This is a genomic window from Frankia nepalensis, assembly GCF_016786325.1.
In the GTDB taxonomy this organism is placed as follows: Bacteria; Actinomycetota; Actinomycetes; order Frankiales; family Frankiaceae; genus Pseudofrankia; species Pseudofrankia nepalensis.
On record NZ_JADWYU010000130.1, the window covers coordinates 1 to 16,485 of the forward strand.

General features: G+C 69.3%; 15 protein-coding genes and 1 pseudogene. 11 read left to right on the top strand and 5 right to left on the bottom strand.

The window, feature by feature from the left end:
- The first annotated feature begins 347 nt into the window (after window positions 1-347).
- The gene (locus tag I6A81_RS17290) at window positions 348-1,112 is read left to right on the top strand and encodes a nitroreductase family protein (protein ID WP_202999775.1); all 765 of its coding nucleotides are present in this window, start codon (window positions 348-350) and stop codon (window positions 1,110-1,112) included.
- 31 nt (window positions 1,113-1,143) lie between these two features.
- On the opposite strand, the gene I6A81_RS17295 is transcribed toward I6A81_RS17290, so the two are convergent.
- The 4 genes from I6A81_RS17295 to I6A81_RS17310 all read right to left on the bottom strand — a co-directional run bounded on the left by I6A81_RS17295 (window position 1,144) and on the right by I6A81_RS17310 (window position 6,217).
- Window positions 1,144-2,268, bottom strand: a complete 1,125-nt coding sequence (locus I6A81_RS17295; RefSeq protein WP_307874719.1) for an ABC transporter substrate-binding protein — start codon at window positions 2,266-2,268, stop codon at window positions 1,144-1,146.
- Window positions 2,269-2,886: 618 nt separating this feature from the next.
- Window positions 2,887-4,365, bottom strand: a complete 1,479-nt coding sequence (locus tag I6A81_RS17300) for an alpha/beta hydrolase domain-containing protein (protein ID WP_238428228.1) — start codon at window positions 4,363-4,365, stop codon at window positions 2,887-2,889.
- 399 nt (window positions 4,366-4,764) lie between these two features.
- The gene (locus I6A81_RS17305; RefSeq protein ID WP_202999777.1) at window positions 4,765-5,349 is read right to left on the bottom strand and encodes an RNA 2'-phosphotransferase; all 585 of its coding nucleotides are present in this window, start codon (window positions 5,347-5,349) and stop codon (window positions 4,765-4,767) included.
- A 232-nt stretch (window positions 5,350-5,581) separates the two neighbouring features.
- A complete protein-coding gene (locus I6A81_RS17310) occupies window positions 5,582-6,217 on the bottom strand; it encodes an HNH endonuclease family protein (RefSeq protein WP_202999778.1) in 636 nt (211 codons plus the stop codon).
- Between the two features lie 323 nt (window positions 6,218-6,540).
- Here I6A81_RS17310 and I6A81_RS17315 point away from each other — a divergent pair, with 323 nt between their 5' ends.
- From I6A81_RS17315 to I6A81_RS17355, 10 genes and pseudogenes are all read left to right on the top strand, one after another.
- Entirely contained in the window at window positions 6,541-6,756 is a 216-nt protein-coding gene (locus tag I6A81_RS17315; RefSeq protein ID WP_202999779.1) for a hypothetical protein, read from the top strand.
- A 416-nt stretch (window positions 6,757-7,172) separates the two neighbouring features.
- Window positions 7,173-7,550, top strand: coding sequence for a hypothetical protein (locus I6A81_RS17320; RefSeq protein ID WP_202999781.1), 378 nt, complete (start codon window positions 7,173-7,175; stop codon window positions 7,548-7,550).
- A gap of 20 nt (window positions 7,551-7,570) precedes the next feature.
- On the top strand, window positions 7,571-8,119 hold the full coding sequence (locus I6A81_RS17325) for a hypothetical protein (RefSeq protein WP_203031711.1): 549 nt from the start codon (window positions 7,571-7,573) through the stop codon (window positions 8,117-8,119).
- A gap of 306 nt (window positions 8,120-8,425) precedes the next feature.
- Window positions 8,426-8,998: a CHAT domain-containing protein gene (locus I6A81_RS17330; protein ID WP_202999865.1), complete on the top strand. Its 573-nt coding sequence runs from the start codon at window positions 8,426-8,428 to the stop codon at window positions 8,996-8,998.
- 95 nt (window positions 8,999-9,093) lie between these two features.
- Window positions 9,094-9,537 carry a nitroreductase family deazaflavin-dependent oxidoreductase gene (locus I6A81_RS17335; RefSeq protein ID WP_202999786.1) on the top strand — a complete coding sequence of 148 codons (444 nt, stop codon included), beginning with the start codon at window positions 9,094-9,096 and terminating at the stop codon, window positions 9,535-9,537.
- Window positions 9,538-9,676: 139 nt separating this feature from the next.
- Window positions 9,677-10,876 (top strand): cytochrome P450, encoded by a 1,200-nt coding sequence (locus I6A81_RS45610; protein WP_202999788.1) that lies wholly within the window; start codon window positions 9,677-9,679, stop codon window positions 10,874-10,876.
- Between the two features lie 78 nt (window positions 10,877-10,954).
- On the top strand, window positions 10,955-12,064 hold the full coding sequence (locus I6A81_RS17345) for an NDMA-dependent alcohol dehydrogenase (RefSeq protein WP_202999790.1): 1,110 nt from the start codon (window positions 10,955-10,957) through the stop codon (window positions 12,062-12,064).
- A gap of 30 nt (window positions 12,065-12,094) precedes the next feature.
- Window positions 12,095-12,482 (top strand): annotated as a pseudogene (locus I6A81_RS46210) (MFS transporter); the annotation flags it as partial.
- Between the two features lie 208 nt (window positions 12,483-12,690).
- Window positions 12,691-13,794 (top strand): AI-2E family transporter, encoded by a 1,104-nt coding sequence (locus I6A81_RS17350; RefSeq protein ID WP_202999792.1) that lies wholly within the window; start codon window positions 12,691-12,693, stop codon window positions 13,792-13,794.
- 18 nt (window positions 13,795-13,812) lie between these two features.
- Complete coding sequence (locus I6A81_RS17355) at window positions 13,813-15,270, top strand: DUF2252 domain-containing protein (protein ID WP_202999794.1); 1,458 nt, start codon at window positions 13,813-13,815, stop codon at window positions 15,268-15,270.
- Between the two features lie 36 nt (window positions 15,271-15,306).
- On the opposite strand, the gene I6A81_RS17360 is transcribed toward I6A81_RS17355, so the two are convergent.
- On the bottom strand, window positions 15,307-16,158 hold the full coding sequence (locus tag I6A81_RS17360; protein WP_202999866.1) for an SDR family NAD(P)-dependent oxidoreductase: 852 nt from the start codon (window positions 16,156-16,158) through the stop codon (window positions 15,307-15,309).
- Window positions 16,159-16,485: the final 327 nt, after the last annotated feature.

Below are 16,485 nucleotides of genomic sequence, written 5' to 3' on the forward strand. Positions count from 1 at the left end.
TTCCTCGACGGCATCGCCAGTGAGCTGTCCGCCGCCGGCGGGTCCGGCACGTCGCCTCCCGTGGATCCCTGACAGCGCGAACCGCCGCAACCGGCGTGGCGCACGGCGCGCGGCCCCGACCGCGGGAGCGGCGGGTGGTTCTCCGCCGCGGACGATCGCGATCCCGGTGCCGGCAGGGACCGCGTCGCACAGCGGCGGTGCCTGCCATCGCGGTCGCCGCGAGGCACGCGAGGCGGTAGACGCGACAGCGTGAACGCATGGGTGACGCCGAGGCAGGTCAGCCCAAGCAGCGCGCGGGGGCACCCTCGCGCAGCCACCGATCCGACGAGCGAGAGGTGCCCAGCACGATGTGTTCCGATCGATCCGCCGAGGCGCACGACCTGTCCGCGGTGCCGCTTCCGCCGGACACCGTGGGTCTGCTGGAGGGGCTGACCACCACCCGGGCGATCCGGCGTTACCGTGACGAGCCGGTGCCCGACGAGGCGCTGCGGGCGATCCTGTTCGCCGCGACCCGGGCACCGAGCGGGTCCAATCGGCAGCCGTTCCGGTTCCTGGTGCTGACCGACGGCCCGAACGCCCAGGCGGCAAAGAAGATCATCGGCGCCGGCGCGCGCCGGATCTGGGGTGGTAAGCGGACCGCGGACCAGTACGAGCAGGGCTCCGGGGCGGTGGCCGACTCGCCCAAGGCCCGGATGGCGCGGACGATGCAGGAGTTCGTGGACGCCTTCGAGCGGGTGCCCGTGCTGATCCTGCCGTGCCTCGTCCGTTACCGTGACCCGATGCCCAGCGAGGGCGCGTCGGTGTATCCGGCCTGCCAGAACCTGCTGGTCGCGACGCGGGCCCTGGGCTACGGCGGCGTGTTCACGGGCTTCAACTTCGCCGTCGACGCGGAGCTGCGGGAGTTGCTGGGGGTGCCCGACAACGTGTTCATCGCGGGCACCATCACGCTGGGCCGACCGGTCGGCCGTCAGGGACCGGTACGGCGCCGGCCGATGCCGGAACTCGTGTACGGCGAGCGTTGGGACGAGCCCGCGCCGTGGGCGATCGACCCACCGGGTACCGCCTTCACCTCCGCGGGGCCGCCGAGATCCGCCACGCGCCACGAAGAATAGGCAAGTGGATCGCGCCTGGTAGGCGGAGGGGTCACTGGTTCGAGAGCACCTCGCCGCACCAGAACCCGGCGTGGTCGAGCGCGGCCGGCGGCGGGACCATGGCGAAGCTGCTTCCTGTCGGGTCCACCTTGGTGAAGGTCTCGCAGACCTGGGGCTCCTTGGGCTTCGACAGGTCGACCGGGGGGATCAGCCCGCTGCCGGTGAAGTCGGTTACCTGGCGGAGCTTGTCGATGAACATGGCGCGAGTCGGGCAGGAGCCCGCGAGCAGGAGGCCCTGGATCATCTGGTCCGCGGCCACGTAGGACGAGATGGCGATCTCGTCGCTGGCGTCCGCCAGTTCGGGTGAGTAGACGCTCACCGCGTTGCTGTAAGCAGCCATCGCTGGCGAGTCCGGCGGGGCGAAACCCGAGATCGTGGATAGCCCGGCCATCCCGGAGCCGAATGTCGCGAGCACCGAGGCGCTGACACCGGCGGTGTTCAGCGCGACGTTGATCGGGGCCCCGAGGCCCTTGGCCCGGGAGTAGATGTCGACGAAGTCAGCGACATGCGCGGTCCCGACCAGCGCGTCGGCTCCGGACCGATTCAACTGATCGGCGATGTTCGCCGCGCTGCTGATTCCGTGGGTGAACTCGAACTCCCTGACGACCTCGACGCCGCGACTTCGCAGACTGGAGGCGAGCGCCGCGGACAGGTCCGGTGCCGCCGCCGTGCTCGAGTCAACGACGATGACGGCCTTGGTGCCGCCCTGCGCCTTGAGGTAGTCGCCGAAGGTCGAGACGGTGCCCTTGTTGAACAGGTTGCCGAAGTGAAAGACGTTGGGGTGGTCGCTCCAGTCGGCGCTGGAGGCGAACCCCGTGACCGGGACGTTCTTGGACTGCAGCCATTCCGCCGCGCCGCTGAGGTTCAGCGTGAGCGCGACGAGTCCGAAGACCCGCTGGTTGTTGACGAGGTCACGCGTCGCCCGGGAGAACCCCGAGGCGGTGGTCTGGTCGTCGCCCCAGACCAGGTCGATGCCGCGTCCGTGTATGCCGCCGTCGGCGTTCTGCAGATGCACCCGGGCGTCGACCGCGCTGCGCGCTCCCTTGAACATGTCGACGATCCCGGGGGGCCCGGTGTCGGGGAGCACCAGCCCGATCTTGATGGAGGTTGCCGTCACGCCCGGTTCCTGGGTCTCGCACGATATCGCCGTGACGCTGGGCGCAGGCGACGACGTCCCGCAACCGCCGAGGACGGCTGGCAAGCCGACGAGCAGCGTCGCGAGGGCCGCGGTGCCCGTCCGCTCGCATAATCGGGTCAGGATCATGAGGCGGTGCCTTTCCTTGTTGATCTATAATCGCGAGGCCGCCACCTGGGCGCTGTCGCCGACCTGCCGGCGCCACCAGGACCGCCGCCGGCACGCGACCTACGCGAGACGCGGTGACGCCCCGCCACGGGAGGCCGCGTGCCCCCAAGGCCCGGACAGCCCGCCGACCCGGCGATCCCGCCACGCGACGGCGAAAGGGCCGGCCGCGGTGCCCTCCAGGCGAGAGCCGGATTACGGAAGTCGAACGGAGATCGAAGGACATCCCGGGCCGCTCGTCACCGCGCCCCGCTACCTCCTTCCGCGAGCCAGCTCCCGCGCTGCACGGCGGCGTGCCGACAAGGGCACCTCGACGCCCGGAGCGGTCGCCTCCGGACCACCGTCGGAAATTAGCGCTACTAGAGCCGCACCAATATGGCTGATCGGACCGGGCCTGACAAGCCGCCAGACACGCTCCACCGGCTGGATGGCGCTCTACTGAGGGAAGAGCTGGTCGGCCGTGGTCGCCGCGGTGGCCTTGATGGTCTCGGCGTCACGGTCCAGGAAGTATCCGGCGTTGACCGCGCGGTCGACGGCGTTGTTGTAGGCGGTCAGGTAGTCCTGCCGGCTCGGGTAGAGGGCGTGTACCTGGTCGGCGGGGAAAGGTCTCATCGAGCCGAACAGCGAGGCTCTCAGATCGGCGCCCTCGACGCTGCCACTGTAGGTGGCGATCGGCACCTCCAGCTCGGGCATCCGGATGCCGCCGAGCGCGTTGCCGTGCTGGTCGCGCTGGATCTGTGGCGGGTCGCCCTTGAGGGTGATGAGTGGCAGCTTCGGTGGTGCCGCGCCGTCGCGGGACCAGGCGGTGAGGTGCTGGCGGGCGGCGGACATCACCGGAAGCCAGTCGACCGAGTTCGGCTGGGTCGGCGTGCCGACCGCGCCGGAGGTGGATCCGGAGGCGCCGGTCGGCAGTGTCAGCCCGTCCCGGGTGAGGGTGGCGATGACGTCGCCGATGCTGCCCGCGCCCGCGCCGGCGTGCGCGGCACCCGCGATCTCCCAGGTGCGCGACGTGTCCGAGTCGGGCTGACGAGCCGGGTACAGCGACTCGGCCTCGGTCTCCGTGGTCACCAGGATTACCGGAATGCCGAGGTCGTCGCGGATGCGGACCGGCGGGCGGCCGAAGACGGCGTCGACGTTCTCGGTCTGGCCGGTGGGGGTGTCGAAGCTCGCCGCGTGGCCGAAGCTCGCGACCGGCAGCGCCCCGTCCAGCGCGTTGGCCAGGGGTTGGACCCCGTTCAGGTAGGCGGTGAGGCGGATGGCGGACTGGGACGCCCCGGTGCCGAACACCCGGCGCACGTCCAGGCCGCTCATGGGGTCGACCGGTAGATCGCCGCGGTCACGGCCGACGAGGAGTGCGGCCTTGGTGAAGATGTCGAAGGAGAACGCGTCACCGGGATGGGTCAGCGTGCCGTACCGTTCGGGATCCCAGGCGCGCAGGCCATTGCCCTCTGCGCCGGGAACGCCGTCCAGTCCGATCTTCTGCGCCGACACGTAGACGATGGCGTCGCCGTCGCGCAGACTCGCCCGGGTGATGTCGCCGATCTCGAATCCGGCGGTCACGTTGACCCAGCTCAGCCACACCGTTCCGCTGAACTTCGCCGGGTCCGACGGCCGCATGACGAGTAACCGGGTCTTGAACGGCTCGGTACGGTCGGGTCTCAGCGTCCACCGGCCGTCGGTGCCGAGTTCGGTGCCGTCGGCGGGGGCGTAGGCGGTGGCCTGCCCGCCGAACAGGAACTCCTGCGAGAGGTAGCCGTACTCCGCGAGATCGAACGCGGGTTCGGCGAACGCGTTCGGCCGGGCCCCGGTGGTGACTGGTCCGGTGACGGTCACGCCGCGCAGCGACGGCCGTTCTCCGGCTCCCTGATCGCCGCCCCCGTCACCGCAGGCCGCGGCGCCCAGCAACACCGCCATCAGCACAATTCCGGTCCGTCGTCGAGGTAATCGCATGTCCACTCCAGCTCCCTGCCGGTGTCGTCACATGCCTCCACGACGACCACGCGACAATTCCTGATCATCAGGACCGCTGTGACACTAGTGTCATAGTGCGAGGAGGGTCAACGCGCAACGTCGCTCATGTCGTGGCGCCAGCGCACTCGTATCGGCACCGCGCGGTGGCCGCCGCCAGGCTCGATGAGCTCGGGGTGCGCGCGGCGGGTGGAACGCGCTCGCTGGTCGGCCGCGTCGCGCGGTCATCGAGTCGACCGCCGCTGTCGAGGTGGCGGGACGGTGGCCGATGAACGCGAGCCGCTCGCTGTCGCGGACCGAGATCATCGCTTTGGGGACCGTCCCAACCAGCGTGACCAGACAGGATCAGAGACGCTGATCGGGGGCGTGGAGGTAGCGGGCGGGAACGGTGTCGGCGAGCCAGACCAGGTGGTTGCCCTGGTAGAAGGGGAGGCCGGTCTCGGCGGCGGTCGCGGCGTCGACCAGGAGGATGATCGGGTTGGGGCTCTTGCGGAGGCCGACCGAGGTCGCCGTCTCGCGGTCGGCGGACAGGTGGACGTACTGGCGTCCCATCGGGAGCAAACCGTCGGTCCTGATCGTCGTCCAGCTTTCCGGGGCGGTGCCGTGGAACAGCGTCGCGGGCGGGGTGGTCGGGACTCTTCTGATCCGGCCGGTCAGTGAGTGGCCGTAGAGCGCTCGGATGCGTTCACCGTCGCGTTCGTGGCGCGGCTTTGTGGCGGTTTCGAGCATCCGTTCCAGCGAGACGCGGTCGACCGACGTCCACCGGCCGCCTTTTTCGCGGAGCGCCGCGATGAGCTGGTCGACCGGCGTCCAGCCTTCGTCATCCAGTTCGAGCTCGTAGAGCCAGGGTTCGTGCCGAAGGGCGTGGGAAACGGCGCGACTCAGGTCGACGCTACTCACCGTACTGGAGTTGTCGTCTTCCGCTGGCATGGATCATCCCTCGTCGCGGTCTCGTCGTCACCGGAGCCGTCACTATAGATCAGCCACGCTGTCGTGAGGGCGGCACGGCGACGACGCCGTAACGGCTGCCGGTCGCGGCCGCTGAGGACCGGACACAGGGCATTGGCAGACAGGATGACCGGAGTGCGGGGCCGGCGGATCGTCGCGCCGGATCCGCGGGTAGCCCGGAGTGAGTTCCCCCAGGCTACCCGCCGTCAGTCCGTCAGCAGGAGTTCAGCGTGTTTGTGAGGGTGGACTTCTCCGCGCTGTCGACGCTCAGGTGGTAGTAGTACTTCACCTGGACCCAGGCCCGTGCGTAGGTGCAGCGGAAGGAGGCCAGCGGGGGCTGCCATTCGGCGGGGTCCTTGTCGCCTTTGGCCTGGTTGACGTTGTCGGTGACGGCCCACAGTTCGGGTCCGCCGAGGTCGTTCGCGTAGGTCTGGCGCTGCGCGGTGGTCCAGGCCCAGGCTCCGGACGCCCAGGCTTCGGCGAGCGGCACCATGTGGTCGATGTCGACGTCGGAGGCGTTGGTCCAGGTGGCTCCGTCGAAGGGGCTGTACCAGGATCCGGAGGTGGGTGCGCAGCTGCTGTTCACGACCACGCCGGTGCCGTCGCGCTTGAGTACCTGTTCGCGGGTGTTGCACGTTCCGCTGATGGTGATCCAGTGGGGGAACAGGTCCCGGTTGTAGGTGGACGCGTGCGATTCCGCGGTGACCGTCAGCGTGTTGAGTCGGCTCAGCGCGGTGCTCGCCGACGGAATGTTCGGGGGAGTGGCTCCCGCGGGGCTTGCCGCGAACAGCGCAGCCAGGATCGTGGCCGCCAGGACGACGGCGGCCGTTTTGAGGGTCCGAGGGGTCACAGCGTACTCCTGACCGGTCTCGCCGTCGCCGCGTGGAATCCGGCGTGGGGGCACGGCGAAACCCAGGAGAGGATCGCAGGGCATTACCAGCCGATCGTTGCTGTGCGCGGGAATAGATGGTGAACCTTCAGGTGGCACGGCAGGTTTGGGCGAAGTTCGGCGTCGTTTACGCGACGTCGCCCTGAACATTTCATGTATTTCGGCCTGTCGGCATCTCCGCACCCCCGATCGGCATTGCCCGCCGCGGAGGCCTCGCCGCGCTGGTTGCCAGCGCCGAGCGGCTCCCGTTCGGTGACGAGTCCTTCGACGCCGCCACCATGATCATGACGACCACCGACACCGGGCCCGGTCACAACGCGGAACAGATCCGGACCAACCGTCTGAAAAGTCCAGATCCAAGGGAGGGCATCGCGGATGACGCCGCCGAAGGCGATGCGGTCTGGGCGCGGTTGTGCCTGACGGTCGACGAACTGACCGAGTGCGCCCTGACGGACCTGACCGTCCTGGCACAGGTCCGCTGTAAAGGCCGCAGAACGTGACTGATGGTGCGCCGCGCCGCAGGAGAGCCGCAAGAGAGAAGCCGCGACACCGCTGGCGCTGATGAGACGCCGAACGTGAGCCGATCAGGCGACGGCCGCCGTGCCCCGTCAAGGTGTCTGTGCCCTCGTTGTCTGCCAGCGGGCATCCTGCCCCGGACGTGCGTTTGACGCGGGAAACGGCAGGTCACAGACTTGATTGAGGGCGTAGCAGTGACCCGTCAAGCTCCTGGCTCGCCACGGAAGGTCCTGTGAGCCGCCTTCGACGCGGAGGGGCACTCATGAGTTTGCTCACGACTTCCGCGGCGTCCATCCACCAGTTGGGCGCCGCCGCGGCCTTCGCCGGCAGCCCACGGTCCGCTGGCCCCGGCACGGCGGATCGCGCTGGGGCCAGGGGACTGTGGAGCAGGTACGACGTCGTGGCGAACGCGATGCTTGCCGGAGGCTGGCTGATCGAGCAGCACACCCTGAGGACGCAACGCCACCTCGATCAGGAGACCGACGACGCGGTCAGACTGAAGGATCTCACTGTCGTCGGATCCGCGCTCACGAACATCGCCACCATCGCCGCGGGTCACCTCGTCAGGCGTGAGTTCCCACAGGGGCTGCCGCTGGATGCTCAGGGCAGCCTCACGTCCGACGCCTCCCGACGCGGGGAACGTTACTACCGCTGCTTCACGGTGATGAAGATGCTGAACCGCGCCTGTGCGGCCGGTGCCATCGGGTTCACTCCCCGCGTCAACTTCAACATATTGCGCTCCTACCGGCCCGGAAGAATCTTCCGACTGTTCGCCTGACAAGACCGGCGGTGACGATTATGACGATCGCGCAGACCGCGGCCGCGTCGATCGGCCGCCTCGGCCTGGCCGCTGCCGCATTCGGCAGACCTACGCCCGTCGGTGCCGAGCGACCCGGAGCCAGCGGTAGGGGGCCCGCGAAGACGGCTCGCGGCGTCCGGCTCAACATGGACGACTCCCTGTTCGACCTGTTCGTCAACGCCGCCGTCGGCGCCGGCTGGCTGAGTGAGCGAAGAACTCTGCGCGGCCGGTCGCTCGCCAATGACGCGAAGGTCATGGTGACCGTCAAGGACGTGCTTGTCGCCGGCACGGTTCTCACCGGCGCCGCGACCGTGGTCGGTGAGAAGGTCACGCGACGCCATGCCCCAGCCGGCGGGTCTCTCTCCGAGGAGGAGCCATCCCCTGACGCGGCCCTCGACGTCGATGGCAACGGCCGCTACCTGCGACGGATGACCGAGCTCAACCACGCCTTCGCCCTGCTCGCGGTGGCCACCACCCCCTTCATCAACTTCGCGCTGTTCGACTCCTACCACCCCCACCCACTACGTAGCTTCTTCTCACTCTGGTAATCGACGGATAGATGAGGCGCACTCGCTAGTGTCGGCTGTCATGCTGGTACGGCTGGCCACCGGTCCGGATGTTCTCCGTACGCCGGATGCTGGTGGTCCGTCCTAGGGAAGTCGTGGTGCCTTTTGGCTGGCCGTCGGCGTGGCGATTTCTGCCCGACGAGGCCTATCTCGCGCTGGTCGGGGACGAGGAAGCCTTTGTCCAGGCTGAGCTGCTCGCCAATCCGGAAGTGCCGCTGGCGATCGTGATGCGGCTGGTCCGGCACGAAGGTATGCGTGACCTGGTCCTGCTCGAACGGGGCTCGTCTGATGAGGCCAAGCGCGCCTATCGGCGGCTGGTTACGGACCCCGACCCGCATCGGCGACGTATCGGAACCTCGCCATCACCGCCCGCATACGACCGCCGGCGTAGCTGGCGGCCGTCCACCAGGCGGCCGCCGCACAGCCGCCGCGGGCACCGTCACGGTCCCCTCATCGCGCGGAACTGCCCGGCGCGGCAAGCGAGGCGGCGGCATTGGCGGGGCGGTCTCCGGCCGGGTCAAGCTGTTCGCCGACGCCGACGCTACCAGCGAGGCGGTGCCGCCCGCGTTGCTGTCGGCGCAGTGGGCGCATTTCGCCTGCCACGGGTCGTTCGACCTTGGCGATCCGTCGCGCAGCGGACTCCTGCTGAACGACCACGAGACACACCTCCGCACCGTGCTTGACGTGACCCGGCTCCGGCTCGACGCCGAGTTGGCCTTCCTCTCGGCCTGCTCGACTTGCGTCGCCGAATCGGGCCGTCGAGGGGTGCGATGGTGGGGGATCGCGGTTCGGTTGGCCAGTGCTGTCGGCCAGATCGGCGTCAGCGGCCTCGCGGACAAGGATGTATATTGGATACACTAGCGTCGATGAGTCCCTACGGATCGGGTCCGTCGCCACCGTGTGACGCGCCGCGCGACCTTTTCCGTAAATCGGAGCAGAAGGCGAAGGAGTCGTCCATGGCTGCGTTCGAAGCCGAATACGAGCCCAGTTCGTGGGAAGTGATCGCTCAGGAGGTCGAGCGCTACGAGCGGACCAACGGCGCCGAGCCCAGCGACCTTGTCGGTAAGAACTGGATCATCCTGTGGACCCTGGGGGTCAAGTCGGCCAAGGTCCGCAAGACACCCCTGGTGCGGGTGGCCGACGGCGAGGGCCGCTACGCCGTGATCGGCTCGCAGGGTGGCGCGCCGACAAACCCGCACTGGGTGCACAACATCCGGGCGAACCACGTCGCGCGTCTCCAGGATGGCGATGTCCTCCTCGACTACTCCGTCCGCGAGGTCCAGGGCGACGAGAAGGCAACCTGGTGGGGTCGGGCCGTCGAGGTGTGGCCGGACTTCGACAAGTATCAGGCGGCCACCGAGCGGACAATCCCGTTGTTCGTCCTCGAACCGGCGAGCTGATCGGGAATCGTGCCGAGCCCTCGCGGAAATCCTGAGTCGACCGTCCGGCTCCGGTGGGCCGTGCCGTGCCCGGTGGCGCCCCGCACCAGTACCCTCCAACGCCCATTTCGTCGTGATTGGCAGATCCGGAGCTGACGTTGTGACCTACCGACCGGACATCGACCTCGTCAGCGGGGACTTCTGGGGCCGCAACCCGCACGAGGAGCTGACCTGGCTGCGCCGGAACGAGCCGGTCTTCTTCGACGAGAAGAACGGCGTGTGGGCGATCACGAAGTACGCCCACCTGAAGGAAGCCTCGACCAACCCGAAGCTCTTCTCGAACGCGGGCGGGATCCGGCCGGACAGCGGGCCGGTGCCCATGATGATCGATATGGACGATCCTGGGCATGTGCGGCGGCGCAAGCTCGTCAACCGCGGCTTCACGCCCAAGCGGGTGCAGGAGCAGGAGACGGTCATCCGGCACATCGCCGACGACCTGATCGACGGTGTCGCCGAACGCGGCGAGTGCGACTTCGTGTGGGACGTGGCCGCCTGGCTGCCGCTCATCGTGATCGGCAACGCCATCGGCTTTCGACCCGAGGACCAGCCGAAGTTGCTGGAGTGGTCGGACGCGATGCTCAGCGTCCTGGGCCAGCCCGACCCCGACCGGCTCGCGACGGCGGCCGACGTCTTCGCCGGGTACACGACCTACATCGCCGGCGTGATCGCCGACCGGCGCGAGAACCCGCGCGAGGACCTGATCAGCACCCTGGTCCACGCGGAGGTCGACGGCGACCGGCTCGACGACGAGGCCCTCATCTACGAGTCGTTGCTGCTGCTCATCGGTGGGGACGAGACGACCAGGCACGTGTTCACCGGCGGCCTCTACCAGCTGCTGCGCGACCGGGAGCAGTGGGAGCGGCTGCGCGCCGACCGGTCACTGCTGCCGAGCGCCGTCGAGGAGATGCTGCGCTGGGTCAGTCCGATCAAGAACATGGCCCGGACCGTCACCTCCGACGTCGACTTCCACGGCGCGTCGCTGCGGGCGGGGCAGAAGGTGCTGCTGCTCTACCCGTCGGCCAACCGGGACGAGGACGTGTTCGCCGACCCGTTCACGTTCGACATCACCCGTACCCCCAACGAGCACGTCGCCTTCGGTTTCGGCTCCCACTTCTGCCTGGGCAACTCGCTGGCCCGGGCGGAGTTGCGGGTGCTGTTCGACCGGCTGCTCGACCGCCTGCCCGACCTGCGACTGGCCGAGGACGCCGAGCCGGAGCACCGGCCGGCCAACTTCGTCAGCGGCTACGAGGGCATGAAGGTCGCCTTCACACCCGTCCAGAAGATCGGAGCCCGGCCATGACCCGGCGCGCTCTGCGGGGGCCAGCCGGCCGCGGCGGGCTCTTATCACCGACAGCGACCGCCGACGAGAGGAACTGACATGAGGACGCGGGCAGGGGTGTGCTGGGAGACCGGCGCGAAGTGGTCGGTCGAAGAGGTCGAACTCGACGAGCCGAAGGCGGGCGAGGTCCTCGTGCGGCTCGCCGCCTCCGGACTGTGCCATTCGGACGACCACGCCGTGACCGGCGACATGCCCGCCGGACTGCCGATGGTCGGCGGGCATGAGGGCGCTGGCGTGGTCGAGGCGGTCGGCCCGGGCGTCACCTCGGTCGCCCCGGGCGACCACGTGGTGCTCACGTTCGTCCCGGCCTGCGGGCGCTGCCGCTGGTGCATGAGCGGGATGGCGAACCTCTGCGACGTCGGCGCCAAGATCCTCGGCGGGCTGCCGATGGACGGCACCCACCGCACCCACGCCCGTGGCCAGGGCCTGACCCGGATGACCGGGCTCGGGACGTTCAGCCCGCACACCGTCGTCCACGAGTACTCGGTCGTGAAGATCGACCAGGATGTGCCCCTCGAGCTTGCCGCGCTGGTCGGCTGCGGGGTCGCCACGGGCTTCGGCTCGGCGATCAACACCGCCGAGGTCGGCCCCGGCGACACCGTCGTGGTCGTCGGCGTCGGCGGGGTCGGCGCCGCGGCCATCCAGGGCGCGCGGGTCGCCGGCGCGGAGCACATCGTCGCGGTCGACCCCGTGGCCTGGAAGCTGGACCAGGCGAAGGTCTTCGGGGCGACCCATGGCGTCGCCTCGATGGAGGAGGCCGTCCCGCTGCTCGTCGACCTGACCCGAGGAGTGCTCGCCGACAAGGCGATCCTGACCGTCGGCGTGGCGCACGGCCAGATGGTCGGACCGCTGCTGGCACTCATCCGCAAAGGCGGCATCGCCGTGGTCACGGCCGTGGCGCCCTGGACGGAGACCGACGCCAACCTGTCGCTCTTCGAGCTCGCGATCTGGCAGAAGCAGCTACGCGGCTCGCTGTTCGGCGGGTACGCGCCGGCCGTGGCGGTGCCCCAGCTGCTGAAGCTCTACCGACGGGGCCTGCTCAGGCTCGACGACCTGGTGACCCGCCGCTACTCGCTCGACGACCTCCAGCAGGGCTACGACGACATGCACGCCGGCCGCAACATCCGCGGCCTGGTCGTCTTCGACTAACGGCCGAGGGGCAACCCGGCCCACCGGGAAGCCGGGTTCGCCCTGACTGTCCTCGGCATCGCTGTCCTGATCAGCCTGGTCCCAGGAGCACCCAGCCCCTGGGCATTCACCCCGGACCGCTACTGATCGGCCTCGTCGCACTGCTCACACCCTCGGTCAACGTCGTTCAGTCAGCCTTTCCGAACAACGCCAAGGAGAGATCGCCGGCCTCGCGCGCAGCGTCGCGAACCTCGGCTCCTCCTTCGGCACCGTCATTGCCGGCGCCATCCTCGTCGCCGGCCTCACCAAACACGCCTACGCTGCCGCCATGACCGCCCTCGCCGCCATCGGCCCGCTCGGCCTCGCCACCCTGCTATCCCGAAAAACCGCCCCATGTCACGGACACCGACCACCGTCCCGCCCCACTGGCCGCGACTGACAGCATTTGTCAGGTCCGCGCCGTGGATCCGATTTTTTGGCATCGACGCGGCGACGTTTTTCCGGCGGACTGGCCGGATGGTGGAGAAACCACATGGGACCGACTCGCGTATCGGGTGGCTCGGACATGCCGGGGCCACTGAGATTGTCGACATCGGTGTCGGCGCCTCTCGACACGGCGAGCGCGGAAGGGCCGGAGATACGTGCGGATGTCGTCAACTGGTGCACCGACAGGATCGCTGGCGCGCTCGACGGTGATTCTGCTGGGACTGGCGTCGTTGGCCGTCGCCATAGCCGGGATGCGGGCCTTCCGGGACACCCTGGGCCCGGCGTTCCTGGCGTTGGTCCTCGTCGTCACCGTGCATCCGCTGCAGGAACGCCTGCGTCGGCGTGGAGCACCCGGGTGGGTCGGCATCGTCGTGGCGATGACGACCATATATACGGTCATGGCCGGACTGGTGGCCGCCCTGGTCGCGTCGGCCGCCCGGCTGGTCACGCTGCTGGCGGACTACGGCGCGCGGTTCGACGACCTGCTCGACCAGGCCGCCCGGCGGTTGGAAGACCTCGGTGTCAAGCCGGAACAAGCCAGCGCGACGGTCGGCCGGCTCGACCTGTCCAAACTGTCCGGCGTGCTGCAGAACATTCTTTCCGGGCTGACCTCGGCGGGGTCGAGTCTGGTGTTCCTCGTCACTCTGGTCTTTTTCCTGACGATCGATGGCGAGCTGTTCGCGCGCCGGCTCGACGCTGCCGCCGAGTCACGGCCGCTCCTGGTGGGCGCATTGCGGGAATTCGCCCGCAACACGCGCCGCTACCTGGCAGTTTCCTCGGTCTTCGGGTTGATCGTCGCGGCGTTCGACGTGTTCGCTCTGCACTGGCTGGCAATCCCGCTGCCGCTGTTGTGGGGGTTGCTTTCGTTCATCACCAACTACATCCCCAACATCGGGTTCCTGGTGGGCCTGGTCCCGCCCGCGCTGCTCGGCCTGCTCGAGGGCGGGGTTGCCCGGATGCTCTGGGTCGTCGCCGTCTATTCATTGATCAACATGGTCGTGCAGTCGTTCATCCAGCCGAAGGTCGTCGGGAACGTGGTGCGGCTGTCCGCGACGCTGGCCTTCTTCTCGGTGGTGTTCTGGGCGTTCGTTCTCGGCCCGCTCGGGGCGCTGCTCGCGGTTCCGATGACGTTGCTGGCCAAGGCCCTGCTCATCGACTCCGATCCCGCGGCCCAGTGGTTGCGTCCGTTTCTCGGCGACACGACCGCCGAGGCCGCGGACGAGAAGTCCTCGAAACCCGCCCATCCAGGAACCCGGTCTCCCTGAGGCCACGAGGGGCCAAACATGACCACTGTTGCCACGTCTTCTCCCGTGAGCGGTGCCCGGCGGCAGGCAGCCGAGGGGACGCTCGGCGGTGCTCCGCTGGGACCCGCGGAGCGCGCGGCCCGAGGAAAGGCCGCGCGAGCTCGGGCCCCACGCCGGACGCACGCGGAGTACGAACCCGCGCCGAACCGCGCCGACCCGATCGACGTGATCGACCGGCAGTCGCGCAGCCGCCTGCCCGAACTGGTGCCGCTGCGCTATCAGCGGATGACGGAATCGCCGTTCAGGTTCTATCGAGGCGCCGCCGCGATCATGGCGGCGGACCTTGCCGGGACGCCGACGTCGGGGATCGACGTCCAGCTCTGTGGCGACGCGCACCTGCTGAACTTCCGGCTGCTCGGTTCCCCTGAACGACGCCTGGTGTTCGACATCAATGACTTCGACGAGACCCTTCCCGGCCCGTGGGAGTGGGACGTGAAGCGGTTCGCGACCAGTCTGGCCATCGCCGCCCGTGCCAATGGTTTTGGCCCGTCCCAACGACGTGAGATCGTCGCCACGGCGGTCAGCGCGTACCGCACGTGGATGCACCGGTTCGCGACGATGACCAACCTCGACGTCTGGTATGCGCACGTCGATGTCGACGAGGTGGCCTCGCGGCTCGCGGACGTGCTGGGCGGGCGGGGTTCCAGACGCCTGTCGCGGGCGACTTCGCGGGCCCGATCGCGCGACCGGCTGCGGGCGTTCACCAAGCTGACCGAGGTGGTGGGCGGCGAACGGCGTTTCGCGTCCGACCCGCCCCTTCTCATCCCGATCGATGAGCTCCACACCGGGCGCGAACGCGAGCTGCTGATGGGATGGCTTGGCTCCATCGTGGGCCGGTACTCCGACACCCTGTCGACCGATCGGCGTTGGCTGCTCGCCCAGTACCGCCTCGTCGACTTCGCGCGCAAGGTCGTCGGTGTCGGCAGCGTGGGCACCCGCTGCTGGGTCGCGCTGCTGCTCGGCCGCGACGACGGTGACCCACTGCTGCTGCAGATCAAGGAGGCGGGGACATCGGTCCTTGCCGATCACCTGCCGGGGAGCGAATACGGCAACCAGGGCGAGCGCGTGGTCGCCGGGCAACGGCTCATCCAGGCCAGCAGCGACATCTTCCTGGGCTGGCAGCGCGTGGAGGGCCTCGACGGGCAGCGGCGCGACTTCTACGTCCGGCAGCTACAGGACTGGAAAGGCATCGCGGACACGGAAAGGATGAACGCCGACGACCTGACGCTGTTCGGGCGCCTGTGTGCCGCCACCCTCGCCCGGGCGCACGCACGGTCAGGAGACCGGATCGCGATCGCGGCGTACCTGGGCGCCAGCGCGACGTTCGACCAGGCGGTCGCTCGCTTCGCCGAAGCGTACGCCGACCAGAACGAGGCAGACCACGCCGCGTTGGTCGAGGCGGTCCGAACCGGACGCGTCAGCGCCAACGAGCCCTGATGCTCCGCCGTGTCGACCTTCCCGCGCGGGGGTGATTCACAGTCCGGTCAGCTCCGCGGACCGCTGCCACAGTTGCCGGGCCAACTGCGGGTCGCGGGCCTGCTTGTTCCTGGGGTCCTCGCGGGTGAGCCGGTGCAGATAGGCCCCGTTCACCGTGTCCGGATCGGCGACAGTGGCCAGGTGGGTCAGCGGCTCGGCGCCGGCTTCCGGAGACAGCAGCAGGATCTTGCCCAGCCGGGAATTCAGGATCGCCTGTTGCCAGGGGGTGTCTCGGATGACCTCGGTGGCGACCGCACCCGGGTGGAAGGCGGAGGTGGTGACGGCCGTGCCCCGCGTCCGGTGCGCGAGTTCCCGGGTGAACAGGATCGTGGCGAGCTTGGCGGCGCCGTACACCCGCAGGCGGCGGTAGCGGGTGCCGGTGCTGTCCAGGTCGTCGAGGTCGAGGCGCGCCCTGCGGTACTGCACGCTGGCGGTGTTGATCACCCGTGCGCCGTCCGGCGACGCGATCAGCCGGTCCAGCAGCAGACTGGTCAACAGAAACGGCGCCAGGTGGTTGACCTGGAAGGTCAGCTCATGACCATCGACGCTGGTCCTGCGGCCGGTGAACATGGCGCCGGCGTTGTTGGCCAGGATGTCGATCCGCTCGTAGGTGGCCAGCAGGTCGGCGGCGAGCTTGCGCACCTCGGCGAGTGATCCGAAGTCCGCCAGGTGCGCCCGCCCCCCGACCTGGGCGGCGACCGCCGCCGTCCTCTCGGCTGACCGGCCGACGACCGCCACGGTGGCGCCCAGCTCGCCGAAGCGGCGCGCCGCGGCGGAGCCGATCCCGGAGCTGGCGCCGGTGACCACGACCGTCCTGCCCCGGAGGTCCCGCACCGCGCCGTTCACCATGATCCCTACTTTCTGCTCGCGCTCGCCCGGCGACGATCGGGAGGAGCCTCCCATCACGGCGACCTGGCCGCGCTGAGGGGTGAGTCCACCGCCCCCGCCTCGTGGCCTCGAGACGCGGTCGCCCTCGCCCAGCTCGGCGTCGAGATGTTCGCGGACTCCCGCAACCATGCCAAGGGCGTGATCGCCGACGGGACACACGGGGCGCTGTTTCCAGGGGGCGTCGTCCTTGACGGGCCCCAAGGTCGAGCTCGGTGTCCACCTGCGTTGGGAGCGGCGCCGCACCGCCCGGTGCCGTGCTCTCGGGCGCGGCGGCGGCTCTCGAGAGGT

What these genes read in the sequence shown, in the direction of transcription:
- I6A81_RS17290 (WP_202999775.1), top strand. Translation starts at nt 348, where the DNA reads ATGTGTTCCGATCGATCCGCCGAGGCGCACGACCTGTCCGCGGTGCCG.
- I6A81_RS17300 (WP_238428228.1), bottom strand. Translation starts at nt 4,365, where the DNA reads ATGGCGGTGTTGCTGGGCGCCGCGGCCTGCGGTGACGGGGGCGGCGAT.
- I6A81_RS17305 (WP_202999777.1), bottom strand. Translation starts at nt 5,349, where the DNA reads ATGCCAGCGGAAGACGACAACTCCAGTACGGTGAGTAGCGTCGACCTG.
- I6A81_RS17315 (WP_202999779.1), top strand. Translation starts at nt 6,541, where the DNA reads ATGACGACCACCGACACCGGGCCCGGTCACAACGCGGAACAGATCCGG.
- I6A81_RS17325 (WP_203031711.1), top strand. Translation starts at nt 7,571, where the DNA reads ATGACGATCGCGCAGACCGCGGCCGCGTCGATCGGCCGCCTCGGCCTG.
- I6A81_RS17330 (WP_202999865.1), top strand. Translation starts at nt 8,426, where the DNA reads ATGAGGCCAAGCGCGCCTATCGGCGGCTGGTTACGGACCCCGACCCGC.
- I6A81_RS17335 (WP_202999786.1), top strand. Translation starts at nt 9,094, where the DNA reads ATGGCTGCGTTCGAAGCCGAATACGAGCCCAGTTCGTGGGAAGTGATC.
- I6A81_RS17345 (WP_202999790.1), top strand. Translation starts at nt 10,955, where the DNA reads ATGAGGACGCGGGCAGGGGTGTGCTGGGAGACCGGCGCGAAGTGGTCG.
- I6A81_RS17350 (WP_202999792.1), top strand. Translation starts at nt 12,691, where the DNA reads ATGTCGTCAACTGGTGCACCGACAGGATCGCTGGCGCGCTCGACGGTG.
- I6A81_RS17355 (WP_202999794.1), top strand. Translation starts at nt 13,813, where the DNA reads ATGACCACTGTTGCCACGTCTTCTCCCGTGAGCGGTGCCCGGCGGCAG.
- I6A81_RS17360 (WP_202999866.1), bottom strand. Translation starts at nt 16,158, where the DNA reads ATGGTGAACGGCGCGGTGCGGGACCTCCGGGGCAGGACGGTCGTGGTC.